This window comes from Shinella sp. WSC3-e, from assembly GCF_945994535.1.
In the GTDB taxonomy this organism is placed as follows: domain Bacteria; phylum Pseudomonadota; class Alphaproteobacteria; order Rhizobiales; family Rhizobiaceae; genus Shinella; species Shinella yambaruensis.
The window spans coordinates 4,589,988-4,603,950 of the sequence record NZ_OZ000530.1; the positions used below are offsets into that span (position 1 = coordinate 4,589,988).

Genomic DNA, 13,963 nt, shown 5'->3' on the forward strand with positions numbered 1-13,963 from the left:
CCACCTTCTCCCCGCAAGCGGGGAGAAGGAAACGTGCTGCGGCGCCTCTATCCCCTCTCCCCGCTTGCGGGGAGAGGGCCAGGGTGAGGGGCAGCTCCGCCCGCATTGCCCGCTATCGAGCATGAAACCCAACCGGTGGACGACGACTTGCTGCAGGACACGACCACATCGCGGATGAAGCCCGCCATCGCACTCGAAGGGATCTCGAAAACCTTCCCCGGCGTGCGCGCGCTCAGCGAGGTTTCGCTCGCGCTCTATCCGGGCTCTGTGACGGCGCTGGTCGGCGAGAACGGGGCCGGCAAGTCGACGCTGGTGAAGATCCTCACCGGCATCTACCAGCCGGACGAGGGCAGCATCCGCGTCGACGGTGCGGAGACCCATTTCCCCACCGCCAACGCGGCGGCGAAAGCCGGCGTCACCGCGATCCATCAGGAAACCGTGCTCTTCGACGAACTGTCCGTTGCCGAGAACATCTTTCTCGGCCACGCCCCGCGCACCCGTCTCGGCCTCATCGACTGGCGACGAATGAACGCCGACGCCCGAGCGCTGCTCGCCCGCGTCGGGGCCGATCTCGACCCGTCGATCCGCCTGCGCGACCTCGGCATCGCCAGCAAGCACCTCGTCGCCATCGCCCGCGCCCTTTCCATCGACGCCCGCGTCGTCATCATGGACGAGCCGACGGCGGCTTTGTCGCACAAGGAAATCCACGAGCTTTACGAGCTGGTCGACCGGCTGAAGGCGGACGGCAAGGCGATCCTCTTCATCTCCCACAAGTTCGACGAGATTTTCCGCATCGCCGACCGCTACACCGTCTTCCGCGACGGGCGCATGGTAGGCGAGGGGCTGATTTCTGAGACGACGCAGGACGATCTCGTGCGCCTCATGGTCGGCCGCGATGTCGGCCAGGTTTTCCCGAAGCAGGATGTCGCCATCGGCGAGCCTGTTCTCACCGTCTCCGGCTATCGCCACCCGACGGAATTCGAGGACATCCATTTCGAGCTACGCCGCGGCGAGATTCTCGGCTTCTACGGCCTCGTCGGCGCGGGGCGCTCGGAATTCATGCAATCGCTGATCGGCATCACGAAACCATCGGCCGGCGCGATAAAGCTGCATGGCGAGATCAAGGTCATCCGCTCGCCGGCCGAGGCGATTACGGCCGGCATCGTCTATGTGCCGGAGGAGCGCGGTAGGCAGGGCGCGATCATCGGCCTGCCGATCTTCCAGAACGTCACGCTGCCCTCGCTCTCGCGCACCTCGCGCGCCGGTTTCCTGCGCATGGCGGAGGAATTCGCGCTTGCGCGGGACTATACGTCGCGCCTCGATCTGCGCGCCGCCTCGCTCGACCAGGATGTCGGCACGCTTTCGGGCGGTAACCAGCAGAAGGTGGTGATCGCCAAGTGGCTGGCCACACGGCCGAAGGTCATCATCCTCGACGAGCCGACCAAGGGTATCGACATCGGCTCCAAGGCCGCGGTGCACGCCTTCATGAGCGAGCTTGCCGCCTCGGGCCTCAGCGTCATCATGGTGTCTTCGGAAATCCCCGAGATCATGGGCATGGCCGATCGGGTCATCGTCATGCGCGAAGGCCGCATCGCCGGCCGTTTCGAGCGGGCGGAGCTGACGGCGGAAAAGCTGGTGCGCGCCGCCGCCGGCATCGAGGAGGCTGCCTGATGAAGGTCCTGCTGAAGAACCGCGAAATGCTGCTGGTCGTGGCGATCGCCCTGCTGGTGGCACTGATCGCCCTGCGCTTCCCGCCTTTCGTGACGCCGCGCAACCTCGCCAATGTCTATAATGACACGTCGATCCTGATCATCCTGGCGCTCGGCCAGATGGCCGTCATCCTGACGCGCTGCATCGACCTCTCCATGGCCGCGAACCTCGCGCTTTCCGGCATGGTCGCGGCTATGCTGAACGCCGCCATGCCCGGCCTGCCGATCCCGCTGATCATCCTCGTCGCGATGACGCTCGGAGCCGTGCTCGGCTCGATCAACGGCCTCCTCGTCTGGAAGCTCGACATCCCGCCGATCGTCGTCACGCTCGGCACGCTCACTATCTATCGCGGCCTGATCTTCCTTCTCTCCGGCGGCGCGTGGATCAATGCGCACCAGATGAGCGATGCTTTCAAGGCGCTGCCGCGCACCGCGTTCCTCGGCTTCCCGCTGCTCTCCTGGCTGTCGCTGGTCATCATCGCACTGATGGTGGTGGTGATGCGCCTGACGCCGCCCGGCCGCGCCTTCTTCGCTGTCGGCGGCAATCCGCACGCCGCCGTCTATACGGGCATCGATGTCGGCCGCACGCGTTTCCTCGCCTATTGCCTGTCCGGCACGCTCGCCGGCCTTTCCGGCTATCTCTGGGTCTCGCGCTATGCGGTCGCCTATGTCGATATCGCGGCCGGCTTCGAGCTCGACATCATCGCGGCCTGCGTCATCGGCGGCGTGTCGATCGCCGGCGGCATCGGCTCGGTCGGCGGGGCAGTGCTCGGCGCGCTGTTCCTGGGCGTCATCAAGAATGCGCTGCCGGTCGTCAACATCTCGCCCTTCGCCCAGATGGCGATTTCCGGCACGGTCATCATCATCGCCGTCGCCGTGAATGCCAGAGCCGAAAAGCGCAAGGGCCGGGTGATCCTCAGGAAAGCGGAGGCGGCCCATGGCTGAGACCCAGATGGTTGCGCGCCATATTCCCGACCGGCTGGAAGGGCGCGGCGCGCGCTTGGTGAAGAGCTGGGAGACGCTGCTCGTCGCCGTGGCGCTGGCGATCTTCCTCGTCAATTCCTTCGCCTCGCCCTATTTCCTCGATCCGTGGAACCTGTCCGACGCCACCTTCAATTTCACCGAAAAGGCGATGATCGCCTTCGCCATGGCGCTGGTCATCATCTCCGGCGAGATCGACCTTTCCGTCGCCTCGGTCATCGCGCTCACCTCCACGGTGATGGGCTATGCGGTGCAACTCGGCCTCGATACGCCAGCGCTTGTGGCGATCGGCCTTGCGACGGGCCTTCTCTGCGGCGCCTTCAACGGCCTGCTCGTCACCGGCCTCGGCCTGCCGTCCATCGTCGTCACCATCGGCACGATGAGCCTTTTCCGCGGCCTCTCCTTCGTCATCCTCGGCGACCAGGCGTTTACCGGCTATCCGGCCAGTTTCTCCTGGTTCGGGCAGGGCTATGTCTGGTGGGTGTTCTCCTTTGAATTCTGCCTGTTCCTGGCGTTGGCCATCATCTACGGCGTCGTCCTCCACAAGACGAATTTCGGCCGCGCCGTCTATGCCATCGGCAACAACCAGACCGCCGCGCTCTTCTCCGGTGTCCGCGTCGGCCGGGTGAAGTTCGTGCTCTTCCTCCTGACCGGCCTGATGGCGGCGGTCGCCTCGATCTGCCTCACCGCACGCCTCGGCTCGACACGCCCCTCCATCGCGCTCGGCTGGGAGCTGGAGGTGGTGACGATGGTCGTGCTCGGCGGCGTCAACATCCTCGGCGGCTCGGGCACCATCCCCGGCGTGGTGCTCGCCGCGCTCATCATGGGCATGGTCACCTTCGGCTTCGGCCTCCTGAACGTGCCTGGCATCGTCATGTCGATCTTCATCGGCCTGCTCTTGATCTGCGTCATCGCCCTGCCGATCCTCTACCGGCGCTTCCGCGGGAGCCGTTGAGCCATGGAGAAATACGCCTTCCGCATGCGGCTGAACCCCGGCATGGCGGCCGAATACGAGGCGCGGCACGATGCGATCTGGCCGGAACTCTCGGCGCTTCTGAGGGAGGCCGGCGTCTCGGACTATTCCATCCACCTCGACGAGGAGACGAACCTGCTCTTCGGCGTGCTCCGGCGGCGGGAGGACCACACGATGGCGGACCTGCCGAACCATCCCGTCATGCAGCGCTGGTGGGCCCATATGGCCGATATCATGGAGACGAAGCCGGACAACGAGCCCGTTGCCGTGCCGCTCCTCACCGTCTTCCATATGGAATGAGCCGATGAAAACCATCGCCGTCATCGATATCGGCAAGACGAACGCCAAGGTCGTGCTCGTCGATGGCGGGGATTTTCGCGAGGTCGCCGCCCGCACCATGCCGAACGGCGTGGCGAACGCCGCGCCCTATCCGCATTTCGACACGGAGAAACTCTGGTCCTTCATTCTGGAAAGCCTCGCCGCGCTCAGCCGGGAGCGCCCGGTCGACGCCATCTCCGTCACCACGCACGGGGCCACGGCTGCCCTGGTCGGCGAAGACGGCGATCTCGTCCTGCCGGTGCTCGACTATGAGCATGACGGCCCGCAGGCGCTGGCGGAGGCGTACGGGACCATCCGGCCGCGTTTCGAAGGCAGCGGCACGCCCGTCCTGCCCGTCGGGCTCAATGCGGGCCTGCAAGTCTACTGGCAGTCGAAGACGTTTCCGGATGCGTTCGGCAAGGTTCGCTGGCTGCTGATGTACGCGCAATACTGGTCCTTCCGCCTCACCGGCGTCGCCGCCAGCGAGGTGACGTCGCTCGGCTGTCATGCCGATCTCTGGGAACCGCGCAACGGCCGCTTCTCCAGCCTGGTCGAAAAAGAGGGCTGGACGAGGCTGATGCCTCCGGTGCGCAAGGCCGGCGACGTGCTCGGCCCGGTCCGGCCGGACATCGCGGCGGCGACGGGCCTGCGGCCGGATGTGCCGGTCCATTGCGGCATTCACGATTCCAACGCGTCGCTGCTCCCCTATGTGTTGACGCGCGCCGCGCCCTATGCCGTCGTGTCTACCGGCACCTGGGTCGTGGTGATGGCGATGGGCGCACGGCCCATCCTGCTGGACGAGGCACGGGACACGCTGGTCAACGTCAACGCGCTCGGCGAGCCGGTGCCGTCTGCACGCTTCATGGGCGGCCGTGCCTTTTCCACGCTCGGCGGCCGGTCCGGCGACCTGCCGGCCTCTGCCGTCGGGGAAGTGTTTCGGCGCGGCGCCATGCTGTTGCCGTCGCTGCCGCAGGAGTCCGGTCCGTTCCCCGGCCGCAGGGCGACCTGGACCGTGCCGCGCGAGGAACTGAGCGAAGAGGCGGCGCAGGCCGTCATCGCCTTCCACCTCGCCCTGATGACGGCGACCTGCCTCGACCTGATCGGCGCGGACGGACCCGTCATCGTCGAGGGCCCGTTCGCCGCCAACCGGGCCTTCCTGATGATGCTTAAGGTCGCGACGGGACGTGCGGTGCTCGCCGGCGGCAGCGCGACCGGCACGAGCATCGGCGCCGCCTGCCTTGCTGCCGGAAGGGCACCGGAGCCGGCGCTGGTTTCGGTGGACGGCGACCTTCCCGAGGGCGCGGCGGATTACGCGGCGCGCTGGCGAAGGCTTGCGGCCGATGGCTGAAGGTCGCTCAGAACACCCGGGCCTTGGCCGGGGTGCGCTCCGCATCGATGTCGAGAAGTAGGTAGATGGCGGCGAGCGTCGCTGCTGCGATCATCGTCGCGCCCAGTGCCAGAACAATCATTGCCTGTTCCTCCTGACATCATTGTCAGTCAACGGTCGCATCCTGCGCGCGCGAGCTTGCGCGAGGCTGACGCCACGTCGGATCGCTTTAATTTTAGCGATACCACAAGCAAGCCGTGAACCATTAACCTTCAGGCAAGGAATTAACCATAAACATTGGACTACACGTCGGAATGGGAAATTCGCCGTTTCTCACCCAGGCATGATGCCGAACCGCCGTACCGGATCCGAGCCGGTATTCGAGTTTCACAGAATTTGATCATGGATCGACGGGTGGCGCCGCGCGCCGCCTCGCGAGCGCGGCTTGGGCCGCCAGCTTCTCTCCATGCGAGAATTCGGCGGCCGCCCGAAAGGCGGCCGGGCATCATGGTTTGGGAGCATACGGGTGCAGGAAATGCCGGCAGAACAGGCTCGAACGGGACAGGCGGCCAGCCTGCGCGACCGTTTGCGCTTTGCCGGCATGGACGCTGCCCAGGGCGAGGTGCTCCGCCGCCACCGCCAGACGCTCGAACGGCATGTCGAGACGGCGCTGCGCGATCTTTTCCAGCGTTTCCAGACCTTTCCGGATGCCGCCCGCCATTTCCAGAGCGAGCGCCAGATCGACCGCCTGCACGACCTCCAGAGCTCCCATTGGAGCGTCCTGACCGACGCGCGGTTCGACGGGCTCTATGCGGAGCGGGTGAAGGTGCTCGCCGACAGCGAAAGCCAGATGGGCCTCGACCCGCGCTGGCGCATCGCCGGCCATTCGGTCGTCGTCGAGACGGTCGTCAGCGGCCTCATCGAGGAATATTGGCCGAAATCCCTCCTGCCCGGCGCGGGCAAGGCTCGCCGGCAGGAACTGACCGACCTCATCTCCGCCTTCCTGCGCACGGCGATGGTGGACGCCGAGATCGGCGTTTCGCTGCGCTTCAACGAATTGCGCCACGCCCACCACCGGGCGCTCGGCGAGCAGCGGCGGGAAGACCGCGCCGAGCTCGACCGCGTCTTCGGCGAGACGATCCGCAGCCTGGCACAGCTCGATTTCTCTGCCCGCGTTTCCGGCGAGATGCCGGAGGCCTGGCGTGACATGGCCGAGACGCTGAACAGCGCGCTCGACGAGATCCAGTCCCGCCTCACCGCGGCCGCGGACCGCGCGCGCGAAGGCGACCGCCTCGTCGGCACGCTCGCCTCCGGCGCCGGCGCGCTGTCGGCCCGCTCGGCCGAGCAGTCGGCGAACCTGATCGAGACGGCCAATGCGCTCGGCGCGATCGTCGAGCGCGTACGCCAGACGCTCGGCGAGACGCGCAAGGCGCAGTCCGCCGCCGCCTCCACGCAGGCCTCGGTCGCGCTCTCGGGCAACATCGTCGGCGAAGCGATGTCGGCCATGGCGGATATCGAGGCTTCGGCGGAAAAGATCGGCCAGATCATCGGAGTGATCGACGAGATCGCCTTCCAGACCAATCTGCTGGCCCTCAACGCCGGCATCGAGGCCGCCCGCGCCGGCGACAGCGGCCGCGGCTTTGCGGTCGTCGCGCAGGAAGTGCGCGCGCTCGCCCAGCGTTCGGCGGATGCGGCACGTGAGATCAAGCAGCTCGTGACGAGCACCAAGGCGCAGGTCGAGGCCGGTGTCGAGCACGTCCACCGCACCCAGGACGCGATCGGCAACATCGTGCGCCAGGTCGAGGGCATCAACGAGGCGATCACCGGCATTGCGCATGAAAGCGCGGTCGACGCGGAAGGGCTCGACGGCGTGACGGCCGATATCGGCCGCACCGGCCGTGCGCTCGAAGCGGACGCGGCGGATGCCGCTCGTGTCGGCGAGGCGGGCGGCGACCTCCATACCGTCATCCTCGAACTCGGCCGCACGATCCGGGAATTCCATGTTTCCGCGCAGCGCGACCTGCGCCGCCCGGCACGGCCCGCGCCGGCGGAAGCACGTGCGGCCCCCGAACGCACCGAACCCCAGGCTTCTCCCCTCGATTTCCTGACGGCCCGCGCCGCCGGCTTTGGAGGCTGAGATGGCGGCAAGACGGCCACGGCACTGGTTTTCGACGGCCCGCAGCCGGCTTTCGGAAGGAAGCCATCCGCCTGCCGCTCCGACGGGCGGGACGGCGATTTTGGACAGACGCAGACACGGTTTCAAACAAGGAACACGGTAATGGCGAGCAAGAAAGCCGCTCAGAAAAATTTAAGCCTTGCCCCCGTTCTCGATCTCAACGAGGCGACGGTCCTGCACAAGCAGCTCATGGGTCTCAAGGGCAACCCGCTTGTCATCGACGCCTCGGCGGTCGAACGGGTCGGCGCGCTCTGCGCCCAGGTGCTGATGGCCGGTGCCAGGAGCTGGGAAGAGGACAAGCAGCCCTTCACCTTCGGCAAGGTTTCCGATCCTTTCATGAAGACAATGCAACTTATCGGTGTGAATATTGATCACTTGCTGGCACAGGAGGCTAGGCAATGAAGAAAAAGGTCCTGACCGTGGATGATTCCCGGACCATCCGGAACATGCTTCTGGTCACGCTCAACAATGCGGGTTTCGAGACCATCCAGGCCGAAGACGGCGTGGAAGGGCTGGAAGTCCTCGAAAACGCCAACCCGGACGTCATCGTCACCGACATCAACATGCCGCGCCTCGACGGTTTCGGCTTCATCGAGGGCGTGCGCCGCAACGAGAAGTACCGGGCGATCCCGATCCTCGTGCTGACGACCGAAAGCGACGCGGAGAAGAAGAACCGCGCCCGCCAGGCCGGCGCGACGGGCTGGATCGTCAAGCCTTTCGATCCGACCAAGCTGATCGATGCAATCGAGCGCGTAACCGCCTAAAATCACTAGTCCAGGATTACTCCCGATGGATATGAACGAAATCAAGGAGATCTTCTTCCAGGAGTGCGAGGAGCAGCTCGCCGAACTGGAATCCGGTCTCTTGAAGCTGAACGACGGTGATCGCGACCCGGAAACGGTCAATGCCGTGTTCCGCGCCGTGCACTCGATCAAGGGCGGTGCCGGTGCCTTCGGCCTCGACGATCTCGTCTCCTTCGCCCATGTGTTCGAGACGACACTGGATTGCGTTCGATCCAACAAGCTGGAGCCCACCCAGGACGTCCTCAAGGTCATGCTGAAATCCGCTGACGTTCTGGCGGACCTGACCAATGCGGCGCGCGACGGCGGCAGCGTCGACGAGGCCCGCAGCCGCACCCTCATCCGCGAGCTGGAAGCACTCGCCCACGGCGAGGTGCCGGCCGCCGCCGAGGCGCCCGCGCCAAAGCCCGCCCCCAAGGCGGCCGCGCCGGCGCCGGTGATCGAAAAGCCGCCGGTCAACGATGAAGGCTTCCAGCCGATCCCCTTCTCCTTCGGCGATTTCGACGAGGAGCCGGCCGGCCACTACGTGCCTACCGTCCAGGTCGACTTCAAGCCGAAGAAGGATCTCTACGCCAAGGGCAACGAGGCGGTGCTCCTCCTGCGCGACGTCTCGCGTCTCGGCGAGATGAGCGTCTATTGCGACATGGACAGCCTGCCGCCGCTGGACAAGATGGACCCGGAGGAAGCATATTTCTCCTGGAAGATCTCGGTCACCACCGACAAGGGCGAGGACGGCGTACGCTCCGTCTTCGAATTCGCCGAGTGGGATTGCGATCTCGACATCCGCACCATCGAGGAGGACGTCGTCGGCGAAGTGACGGACGACGAGGAACTGCCGATGCAGCCCGTGCCGTTCGACCTGTCGATGCTCGACGAAAGCGGTTCCGCCGCCGGTGGGGAAGACGAGCCGGCAGTCGTTGAAAGCGATGCCGCCGCTGCCGTCGCTGCCGCCGAAACCGCCGCCAAGGTTTCCCAAGTCGCCAGCCGCGCCGCCGAGAACGCCAAGGCCGCCGCCAATGCCGCCCAGGCCAACCAGGCCGCCGCCGCCGGCCAGACGATCCGCGTCGATCTCGATCGCGTCGATCGCCTGATCAACCTCGTCGGCGAGCTCGTCATCAACCAGGCGATGCTTTCGCAGAGCGTCGTCGAGAACGACAATAACGGCACGTCCTCCATCAATATGGGCCTGGAGGAGTTGCAGCAGCTCACCCGCGAGATCCAGGATTCGGTGATGGCGATCCGTGCGCAGCCGGTGAAGCCGGTCTTCCAGCGCATGGCCCGCACCGTCCGCGAAATCGCCGACATCACCGGCAAGTCGGTCCGCCTCATCACGGAAGGCGAGAACACCGAAGTCGACAAGACCGTCATCGACAAGCTCGCCGAGCCGCTGACGCACATGATCCGCAACGCGGTCGACCACGGCCTGGAAATGCCGGAGAAGCGCGAAGCCCTCGGCAAGAACCCGGAAGGCACGGTCCGCCTCACGGCGAAGCACCGCTCGGGCCGCATCGTCATCGAGCTGGCCGACGACGGCGCCGGCATCAACCGCGAGAAGGTGCGCCAGAAGGCGATCGACAACGACCTCATCGCGGCGGACGCGAACCTGTCGGACGAGGAAATCGACAACCTGATCTTCCACGCCGGCTTCTCCACCGCCGACAAGGTGTCGGACCTGTCCGGCCGCGGCGTCGGCATGGACGTCGTCAAGCGCTCCATCCAGGCGCTCGGCGGCCGCATCTCGATCTCCTCGAAGCCGGGGCAGGGCTCCGTCTTCACCATGAGCCTGCCGCTCACACTAGCCGTGCTCGATGGCATGGTGGTCACGGTCGCCGGCCAGACGCTCGTCGTGCCGCTGACGGCCATCGTCGAGACGCTGCAGCCGGAAGCCTCGGCCATCCATTCCTTCGGCGCCTCGCAGCGGCTCATCTCGATCCGCAACTCCTTCTGCCCGCTGGTGGATGTCGGCCGGATCCTCAACTTCCGCGCCACCCAGGCCAATCCGATCGAGGGCGTCGCGCTGCTCGTCGAATCGGAAGGCGGCGGCCAGCGCGCCCTCATGGTCGATGCCATCCAGGGCCAGCGCCAGGTCGTCATCAAGAGCCTGGAAGCGAACTATACCCACGTGCCCGGCATCGCCGCCGCGACCATTCTCGGCGATGGCCGCGTCGCCCTCATCCTGGACGTCGATGCGGTGGTCGCCGCTTCGCGCGGCCAGTCCCTGAAACAAGACATCTCGCTTGCTGCCACCGGTTGAGAAGCCATGACGACGTATGCGGTAAAGAATCTCACGCACGGACGCGAACTGATCGCCTTCAGGATCGGCGAGCAGGAGTTCTGTGTGAACATCATGTCGGTCCGGGAGATCCGTGGATGGACCCCGGCGACGTCGATGCCGCACGCGCCGCCCTATGTGCTTGGCGTCATCAACCTGCGCGGCGCCGTGCTGCCGATCGTCGACCTGTCGCTGCGCCTCGGCATGAAACCGGCCGAACCGACCGTGCGCCATGTCATCATCGTCGCCCAGGTCGGGCCGAAGGTGGTGGGCCTGCTGGTGGATGCGGTCTCCGACATCCTGACCGTGACGAATGAAAACATCCAGCCGACCCCGGACATCGCCAACGAGACCGAGAAAGCCTATGCCCGCGGCATCCTCGCCATCGAGGGGCGCATGATCTGCCTCATCGAGCTCGATTCCCTGTTCCCGCATACCGAAAGCGAAGCCGCATGACCTATTCTTCGGCCATCGACACGCGGCAGCCGCCCGACGAGTGCCTGGCGAGCGGCGAATATCCGCTGACGCGCAAGGATCTCTCCGAGATTGCGGCGATGATCTATGCGGATGCCGGCATCTACCTCAACGAGACCAAGGCCTCGCTGGTCTATTCGCGCCTGTCGAAGCACATTCGCCAGCTCGGCCTGAAGGGCTTCAAGGAATATTGCGCGCTGGTCTCCTCGCCGGCCGGCGCGTCGGCGCGCAAGGAAATGCTGTCGCACCTGACGACGAACTTCACGCGTTTCTTCCGCGAGAACCATCATTTCGAGCACCTGAAGAACGAGGTCCTGCCGGAGCTTCTCGCCCGCGCCCGCAACGGCGGCCGCGTGCGCATCTGGTCGGCCGCCTGTTCGGATGGCCAGGAGCCCTATTCGATCGCGCTTACCGTGCTCTCGCTGATGCCGAACGTCGCCGACTACGACTTCCGGATTCTCGCGACCGACATCGACCCGAAGATCCTCGCCGTCGCCCGCGCCGGCGCCTACGACGCCAATGCGCTCGAAACGGTCAGCCCCGCCATGCGCAAGCAGTTCTTCCGGGAGACGGATGCGGGCGGGCGGCAGAAATGGCAGATCGACGACCGGGTGAAACGGCTCATCACCTTCAACGAACTGAACCTGATGGCGCAATGGCCGTTCAAGGGGCCGTTCGACGTCATCTTCTGCCGCAACGTCGTCATCTATTTCGACGAGCCGACGCAGATGAAGATCTGGTCGCGCTTCGCCGGCATGCTGGGCGACAACGGCCACCTCTATATCGGCCATTCCGAGCGCGTCTCGGGCGAGGCGAAGAACCAGTTCGACAATATCGGCATCACAACCTACCGCTACACCGGCAAGCACAGGAGGAGCGCATGATGGCACCCGCGCGCGTACTCGTCGTCGATGATTCGCCGACCATGCGCGGCCTGATCACGGCCGTGCTCAACGCCGACCCGGACGTCAATGTCATCGGGCAGGCCGGCGACGCCATGGAAGCCCGCAATGCGATCAAGCAGCTCAATCCCGACGTCGTGACGCTGGATATCGAGATGCCGAACATGAACGGGCTCGAATTCCTCGACAAGATCATGAAGCTGAGGCCGATGCCGGTCATCATGGTCTCGACGCTGACGCATCGCGGCGCGGAAGCCTCGCTGATGGCGCTGGAGATCGGCGCCTTCGATTGCGTCGGAAAACCGCAGCCGGGCGACGCCCGCCCGTTTGGCGACCTCGCGGAAAAAGTGAAGGCCGCCGCCAGATCGCAGCGCCGCCAGGTCCGCACGGACGTGCCGCCGCTGGCGCCGACCGCGGCCAACGTCAACCCGGCCGCCACCTACAGGCCCGGCCGCCGGGTTATCGCCATCGGCGCCTCGACGGGGGGCGTGGAGGCGCTGATCGCGGTCCTGCAGAAATTCCCGGTCAACTGCCCGCCGACGGTCATCACGCAGCACATGCCGCCAACCTTCACCAAGAGCTTCGCCGACCGGCTGAACCGGCTCTGCGCCCCTGTGGTGCAGGAGGCGACGGACGGCGCGCGGCTCGAGATCGGCAAGATCTACCTGGCCCCCGGCGGCGAACGCCATCTTCAGATATCCAACCCGCATGCACCCTGCTGCCGGCTGGTCGAGCGGGATCCGGTCAACGGCCATCGCCCGTCGGTGGATGTGCTGTTCGATTCGGTGGCCGAGCTTGCCGGCCGGAACGCCGTCGGCGTCATCCTCACCGGCATGGGGCGGGACGGGGCGAGCGGCCTGTTGAAAATGCGTCACGCAGGGGCGCGGACCATCGGTCAGAACGAGAAAACCTGCGTCGTATATGGAATGCCGAGAGTGGCTTTCGAGCTTGGCGCCGTAGAACACCAGTTTCCGCTCTCCTCCATCGGGGAGGAAATCTTGAAAATCACTGCGGCCCGTAGAGAAGGGAGCGAATAATGTCTATCGCTGAAAAAATCAAAGTCCTCATCGTCGACGATCAGGTGACGAGCCGCCTCTTGCTGGGCGATGCCCTGCAGCAGCTCGGCTTCAAGCAGATCACGGCGGCCGGCGACGGCGCGCAGGGCATGGCCATCATGTCCCAGCAGCCGCACCACCTCGTCATCTCCGACTTCAACATGCCGAAGATGGACGGCATCGAGTTCCTCCAGGCGGTGCGGTCCAACCCCACCACCAAGAAGGCGGCCTTCATCATCCTGACGGCGCAGGGCGACCGCGCGCTGGTGCAGAAGGCGGCGGCGCTGGGCGCGAACAACGTTCTCGCCAAGCCGTTCACCATCGAGAAGATGAAGGCGGCCATCGAAGCCGTGTTCGGGGCATTGAAATGATCTCAGACGCCGGGGCGCGCCGCGTCCATGTCATTCAGGGCGAATACAAGGTCTTCAACGATCCGAGCGTGGTGCTCACCACCATTCTCGGCTCGTGCGTGGCCGCCTGCATGCGCGACCCGGTCATTGGCGTCGGCGGCATGAACCACTTCCTGCTGCCGGGCTCGGCCGAGGCCATGGCCTCGGGCGGCGACGCCACGCGCTACGGCGTGCATCTGATGGAGCTTCTGATCAACGGCCTCCTGAAGCAGGGCGCGCGGCGCGACCGGCTGGAGGCGAAGATCTTCGGCGGTGCCAGGACGATCGCGCGCTTCTCCAATGTCGGCGAGCAGAACGCGCGCTTCGCGCGGCAGTTCCTGATGGACGAAGGCATCAAGGTCGTCGGCGAGAGCACCGGCGGCGAGCATGGCCGCAAGCTGGAATACTGGCCGTCGAGCGGGCGGGCCCGGCAATATGCGCTGACGGGCGTCGAGACGCAGAAGACGGTGGCGCTGGAACAGCGGCCCGCACCCGCCGCCAAGCCCGTCGAAAGCTCGATCGAATTCTTCTGAGCGGGCGTTGCGCCGCAAGGAAGCAGAAGTAAAAGCGTATGTACGTTGCCGGTT

The 13,963-nt window shown here is 65.7% G+C and carries 14 protein-coding genes; all 14 read left to right on the forward strand.

Translation table 11 applies throughout. The annotated features are described in order from the left end of the window. Positions 1–174: 174 nt before the first annotated feature. A complete protein-coding gene (locus AABF56_RS22540; protein ID WP_272807399.1) occupies positions 175–1,671 on the forward strand; it encodes a sugar ABC transporter ATP-binding protein in 1,497 nt (498 codons plus the stop codon). Continuing rightward, entirely contained in the window at positions 1,668–2,654 is a 987-nt protein-coding gene (locus AABF56_RS22545; RefSeq protein ID WP_272807400.1) for an ABC transporter permease, read from the forward strand. The genes AABF56_RS22540 and AABF56_RS22545 overlap by 4 nt, the downstream gene beginning before the upstream one ends. Beyond that, positions 2,647–3,645: an ABC transporter permease gene (locus AABF56_RS22550; protein WP_272804395.1), complete on the forward strand. Its 999-nt coding sequence runs from the start codon at positions 2,647–2,649 to the stop codon at positions 3,643–3,645. The genes AABF56_RS22545 and AABF56_RS22550 overlap by 8 nt, the downstream gene beginning before the upstream one ends. 3 nt (positions 3,646–3,648) lie before the next feature. After that, entirely contained in the window at positions 3,649–3,963 is a 315-nt protein-coding gene (gene rhaM, locus AABF56_RS22555; RefSeq protein ID WP_272804396.1) for an L-rhamnose mutarotase, read from the forward strand. 4 nt (positions 3,964–3,967) lie between these two features. Continuing rightward, positions 3,968–5,329 carry an FGGY-family carbohydrate kinase gene (locus tag AABF56_RS22560; RefSeq protein ID WP_272804397.1) on the forward strand — a complete coding sequence of 454 codons (1,362 nt, stop codon included), beginning with the start codon at positions 3,968–3,970 and terminating at the stop codon, positions 5,327–5,329. Between the two features lie 514 nt (positions 5,330–5,843). After that, positions 5,844–7,445 (forward strand): globin-coupled sensor protein, encoded by a 1,602-nt coding sequence (locus AABF56_RS22565; RefSeq protein WP_272804398.1) that lies wholly within the window; start codon positions 5,844–5,846, stop codon positions 7,443–7,445. Between the two features lie 141 nt (positions 7,446–7,586). After that, entirely contained in the window at positions 7,587–7,886 is a 300-nt protein-coding gene (locus tag AABF56_RS22570; protein WP_272804399.1) for an STAS domain-containing protein, read from the forward strand. After that, on the forward strand, positions 7,883–8,248 hold the full coding sequence (gene cheY1, locus AABF56_RS22575) for a chemotaxis response regulator CheY1 (RefSeq protein ID WP_024270516.1): 366 nt from the start codon (positions 7,883–7,885) through the stop codon (positions 8,246–8,248). Before AABF56_RS22570 ends, cheY1 begins: the two co-directional genes overlap by 4 nt. Before the next feature lie 25 nt (positions 8,249–8,273). Then, positions 8,274–10,538 carry a chemotaxis protein CheA gene (locus tag AABF56_RS22580; RefSeq protein WP_272804400.1) on the forward strand — a complete coding sequence of 755 codons (2,265 nt, stop codon included), beginning with the start codon at positions 8,274–8,276 and terminating at the stop codon, positions 10,536–10,538. Positions 10,539–10,544: 6 nt separating this feature from the next. Next, a complete protein-coding gene (locus AABF56_RS22585; protein ID WP_244767507.1) occupies positions 10,545–11,012 on the forward strand; it encodes a chemotaxis protein CheW in 468 nt (155 codons plus the stop codon). Beyond that, positions 11,009–11,914 (forward strand): protein-glutamate O-methyltransferase, encoded by a 906-nt coding sequence (cheR, locus tag AABF56_RS22590; RefSeq protein WP_244767508.1) that lies wholly within the window; start codon positions 11,009–11,011, stop codon positions 11,912–11,914. The genes AABF56_RS22585 and cheR overlap by 4 nt, the downstream gene beginning before the upstream one ends. Continuing rightward, positions 11,911–12,969: a protein-glutamate O-methylesterase CheB gene (cheB, locus tag AABF56_RS22595; RefSeq protein WP_244767509.1), complete on the forward strand. Its 1,059-nt coding sequence runs from the start codon at positions 11,911–11,913 to the stop codon at positions 12,967–12,969. The genes cheR and cheB overlap by 4 nt, the downstream gene beginning before the upstream one ends. Beyond that, positions 12,969–13,358: a response regulator gene (locus AABF56_RS22600; RefSeq protein WP_023514236.1), complete on the forward strand. Its 390-nt coding sequence runs from the start codon at positions 12,969–12,971 to the stop codon at positions 13,356–13,358. The genes cheB and AABF56_RS22600 overlap by 1 nt, the downstream gene beginning before the upstream one ends. Beyond that, entirely contained in the window at positions 13,355–13,909 is a 555-nt protein-coding gene (cheD, locus tag AABF56_RS22605) for a chemoreceptor glutamine deamidase CheD (protein ID WP_244767510.1), read from the forward strand. Before AABF56_RS22600 ends, cheD begins: the two co-directional genes overlap by 4 nt. The last annotated feature ends 54 nt before the right edge of the window (positions 13,910–13,963 follow it).

Excerpts from the sequence above, each read along its gene's own strand:
- AABF56_RS22560 (WP_272804397.1), top strand. The coding sequence starts at position 3,968 with ATGAAAACCATCGCCGTCATCGATATCGGCAAGACGAACGCCAAGGTC.
- cheR (WP_244767508.1), top strand. The coding sequence starts at position 11,009 with ATGACCTATTCTTCGGCCATCGACACGCGGCAGCCGCCCGACGAGTGC.
- AABF56_RS22580 (WP_272804400.1), top strand. The coding sequence starts at position 8,274 with ATGGATATGAACGAAATCAAGGAGATCTTCTTCCAGGAGTGCGAGGAG.
- cheY1 (WP_024270516.1), top strand. The coding sequence starts at position 7,883 with ATGAAGAAAAAGGTCCTGACCGTGGATGATTCCCGGACCATCCGGAAC.
- AABF56_RS22550 (WP_272804395.1), top strand. The coding sequence starts at position 2,647 with ATGGCTGAGACCCAGATGGTTGCGCGCCATATTCCCGACCGGCTGGAA.
- AABF56_RS22585 (WP_244767507.1), top strand. The coding sequence starts at position 10,545 with ATGACGACGTATGCGGTAAAGAATCTCACGCACGGACGCGAACTGATC.
- AABF56_RS22570 (WP_272804399.1), top strand. The coding sequence starts at position 7,587 with ATGGCGAGCAAGAAAGCCGCTCAGAAAAATTTAAGCCTTGCCCCCGTT.
- AABF56_RS22565 (WP_272804398.1), top strand. The coding sequence starts at position 5,844 with ATGCCGGCAGAACAGGCTCGAACGGGACAGGCGGCCAGCCTGCGCGAC.
- AABF56_RS22540 (WP_272807399.1), top strand. The coding sequence starts at position 175 with ATGAAGCCCGCCATCGCACTCGAAGGGATCTCGAAAACCTTCCCCGGC.
- cheD (WP_244767510.1), top strand. The coding sequence starts at position 13,355 with ATGATCTCAGACGCCGGGGCGCGCCGCGTCCATGTCATTCAGGGCGAA.
- AABF56_RS22600 (WP_023514236.1), top strand. The coding sequence starts at position 12,969 with ATGTCTATCGCTGAAAAAATCAAAGTCCTCATCGTCGACGATCAGGTG.
- rhaM (WP_272804396.1), top strand. The coding sequence starts at position 3,649 with ATGGAGAAATACGCCTTCCGCATGCGGCTGAACCCCGGCATGGCGGCC.
- cheB (WP_244767509.1), top strand. The coding sequence starts at position 11,911 with ATGATGGCACCCGCGCGCGTACTCGTCGTCGATGATTCGCCGACCATG.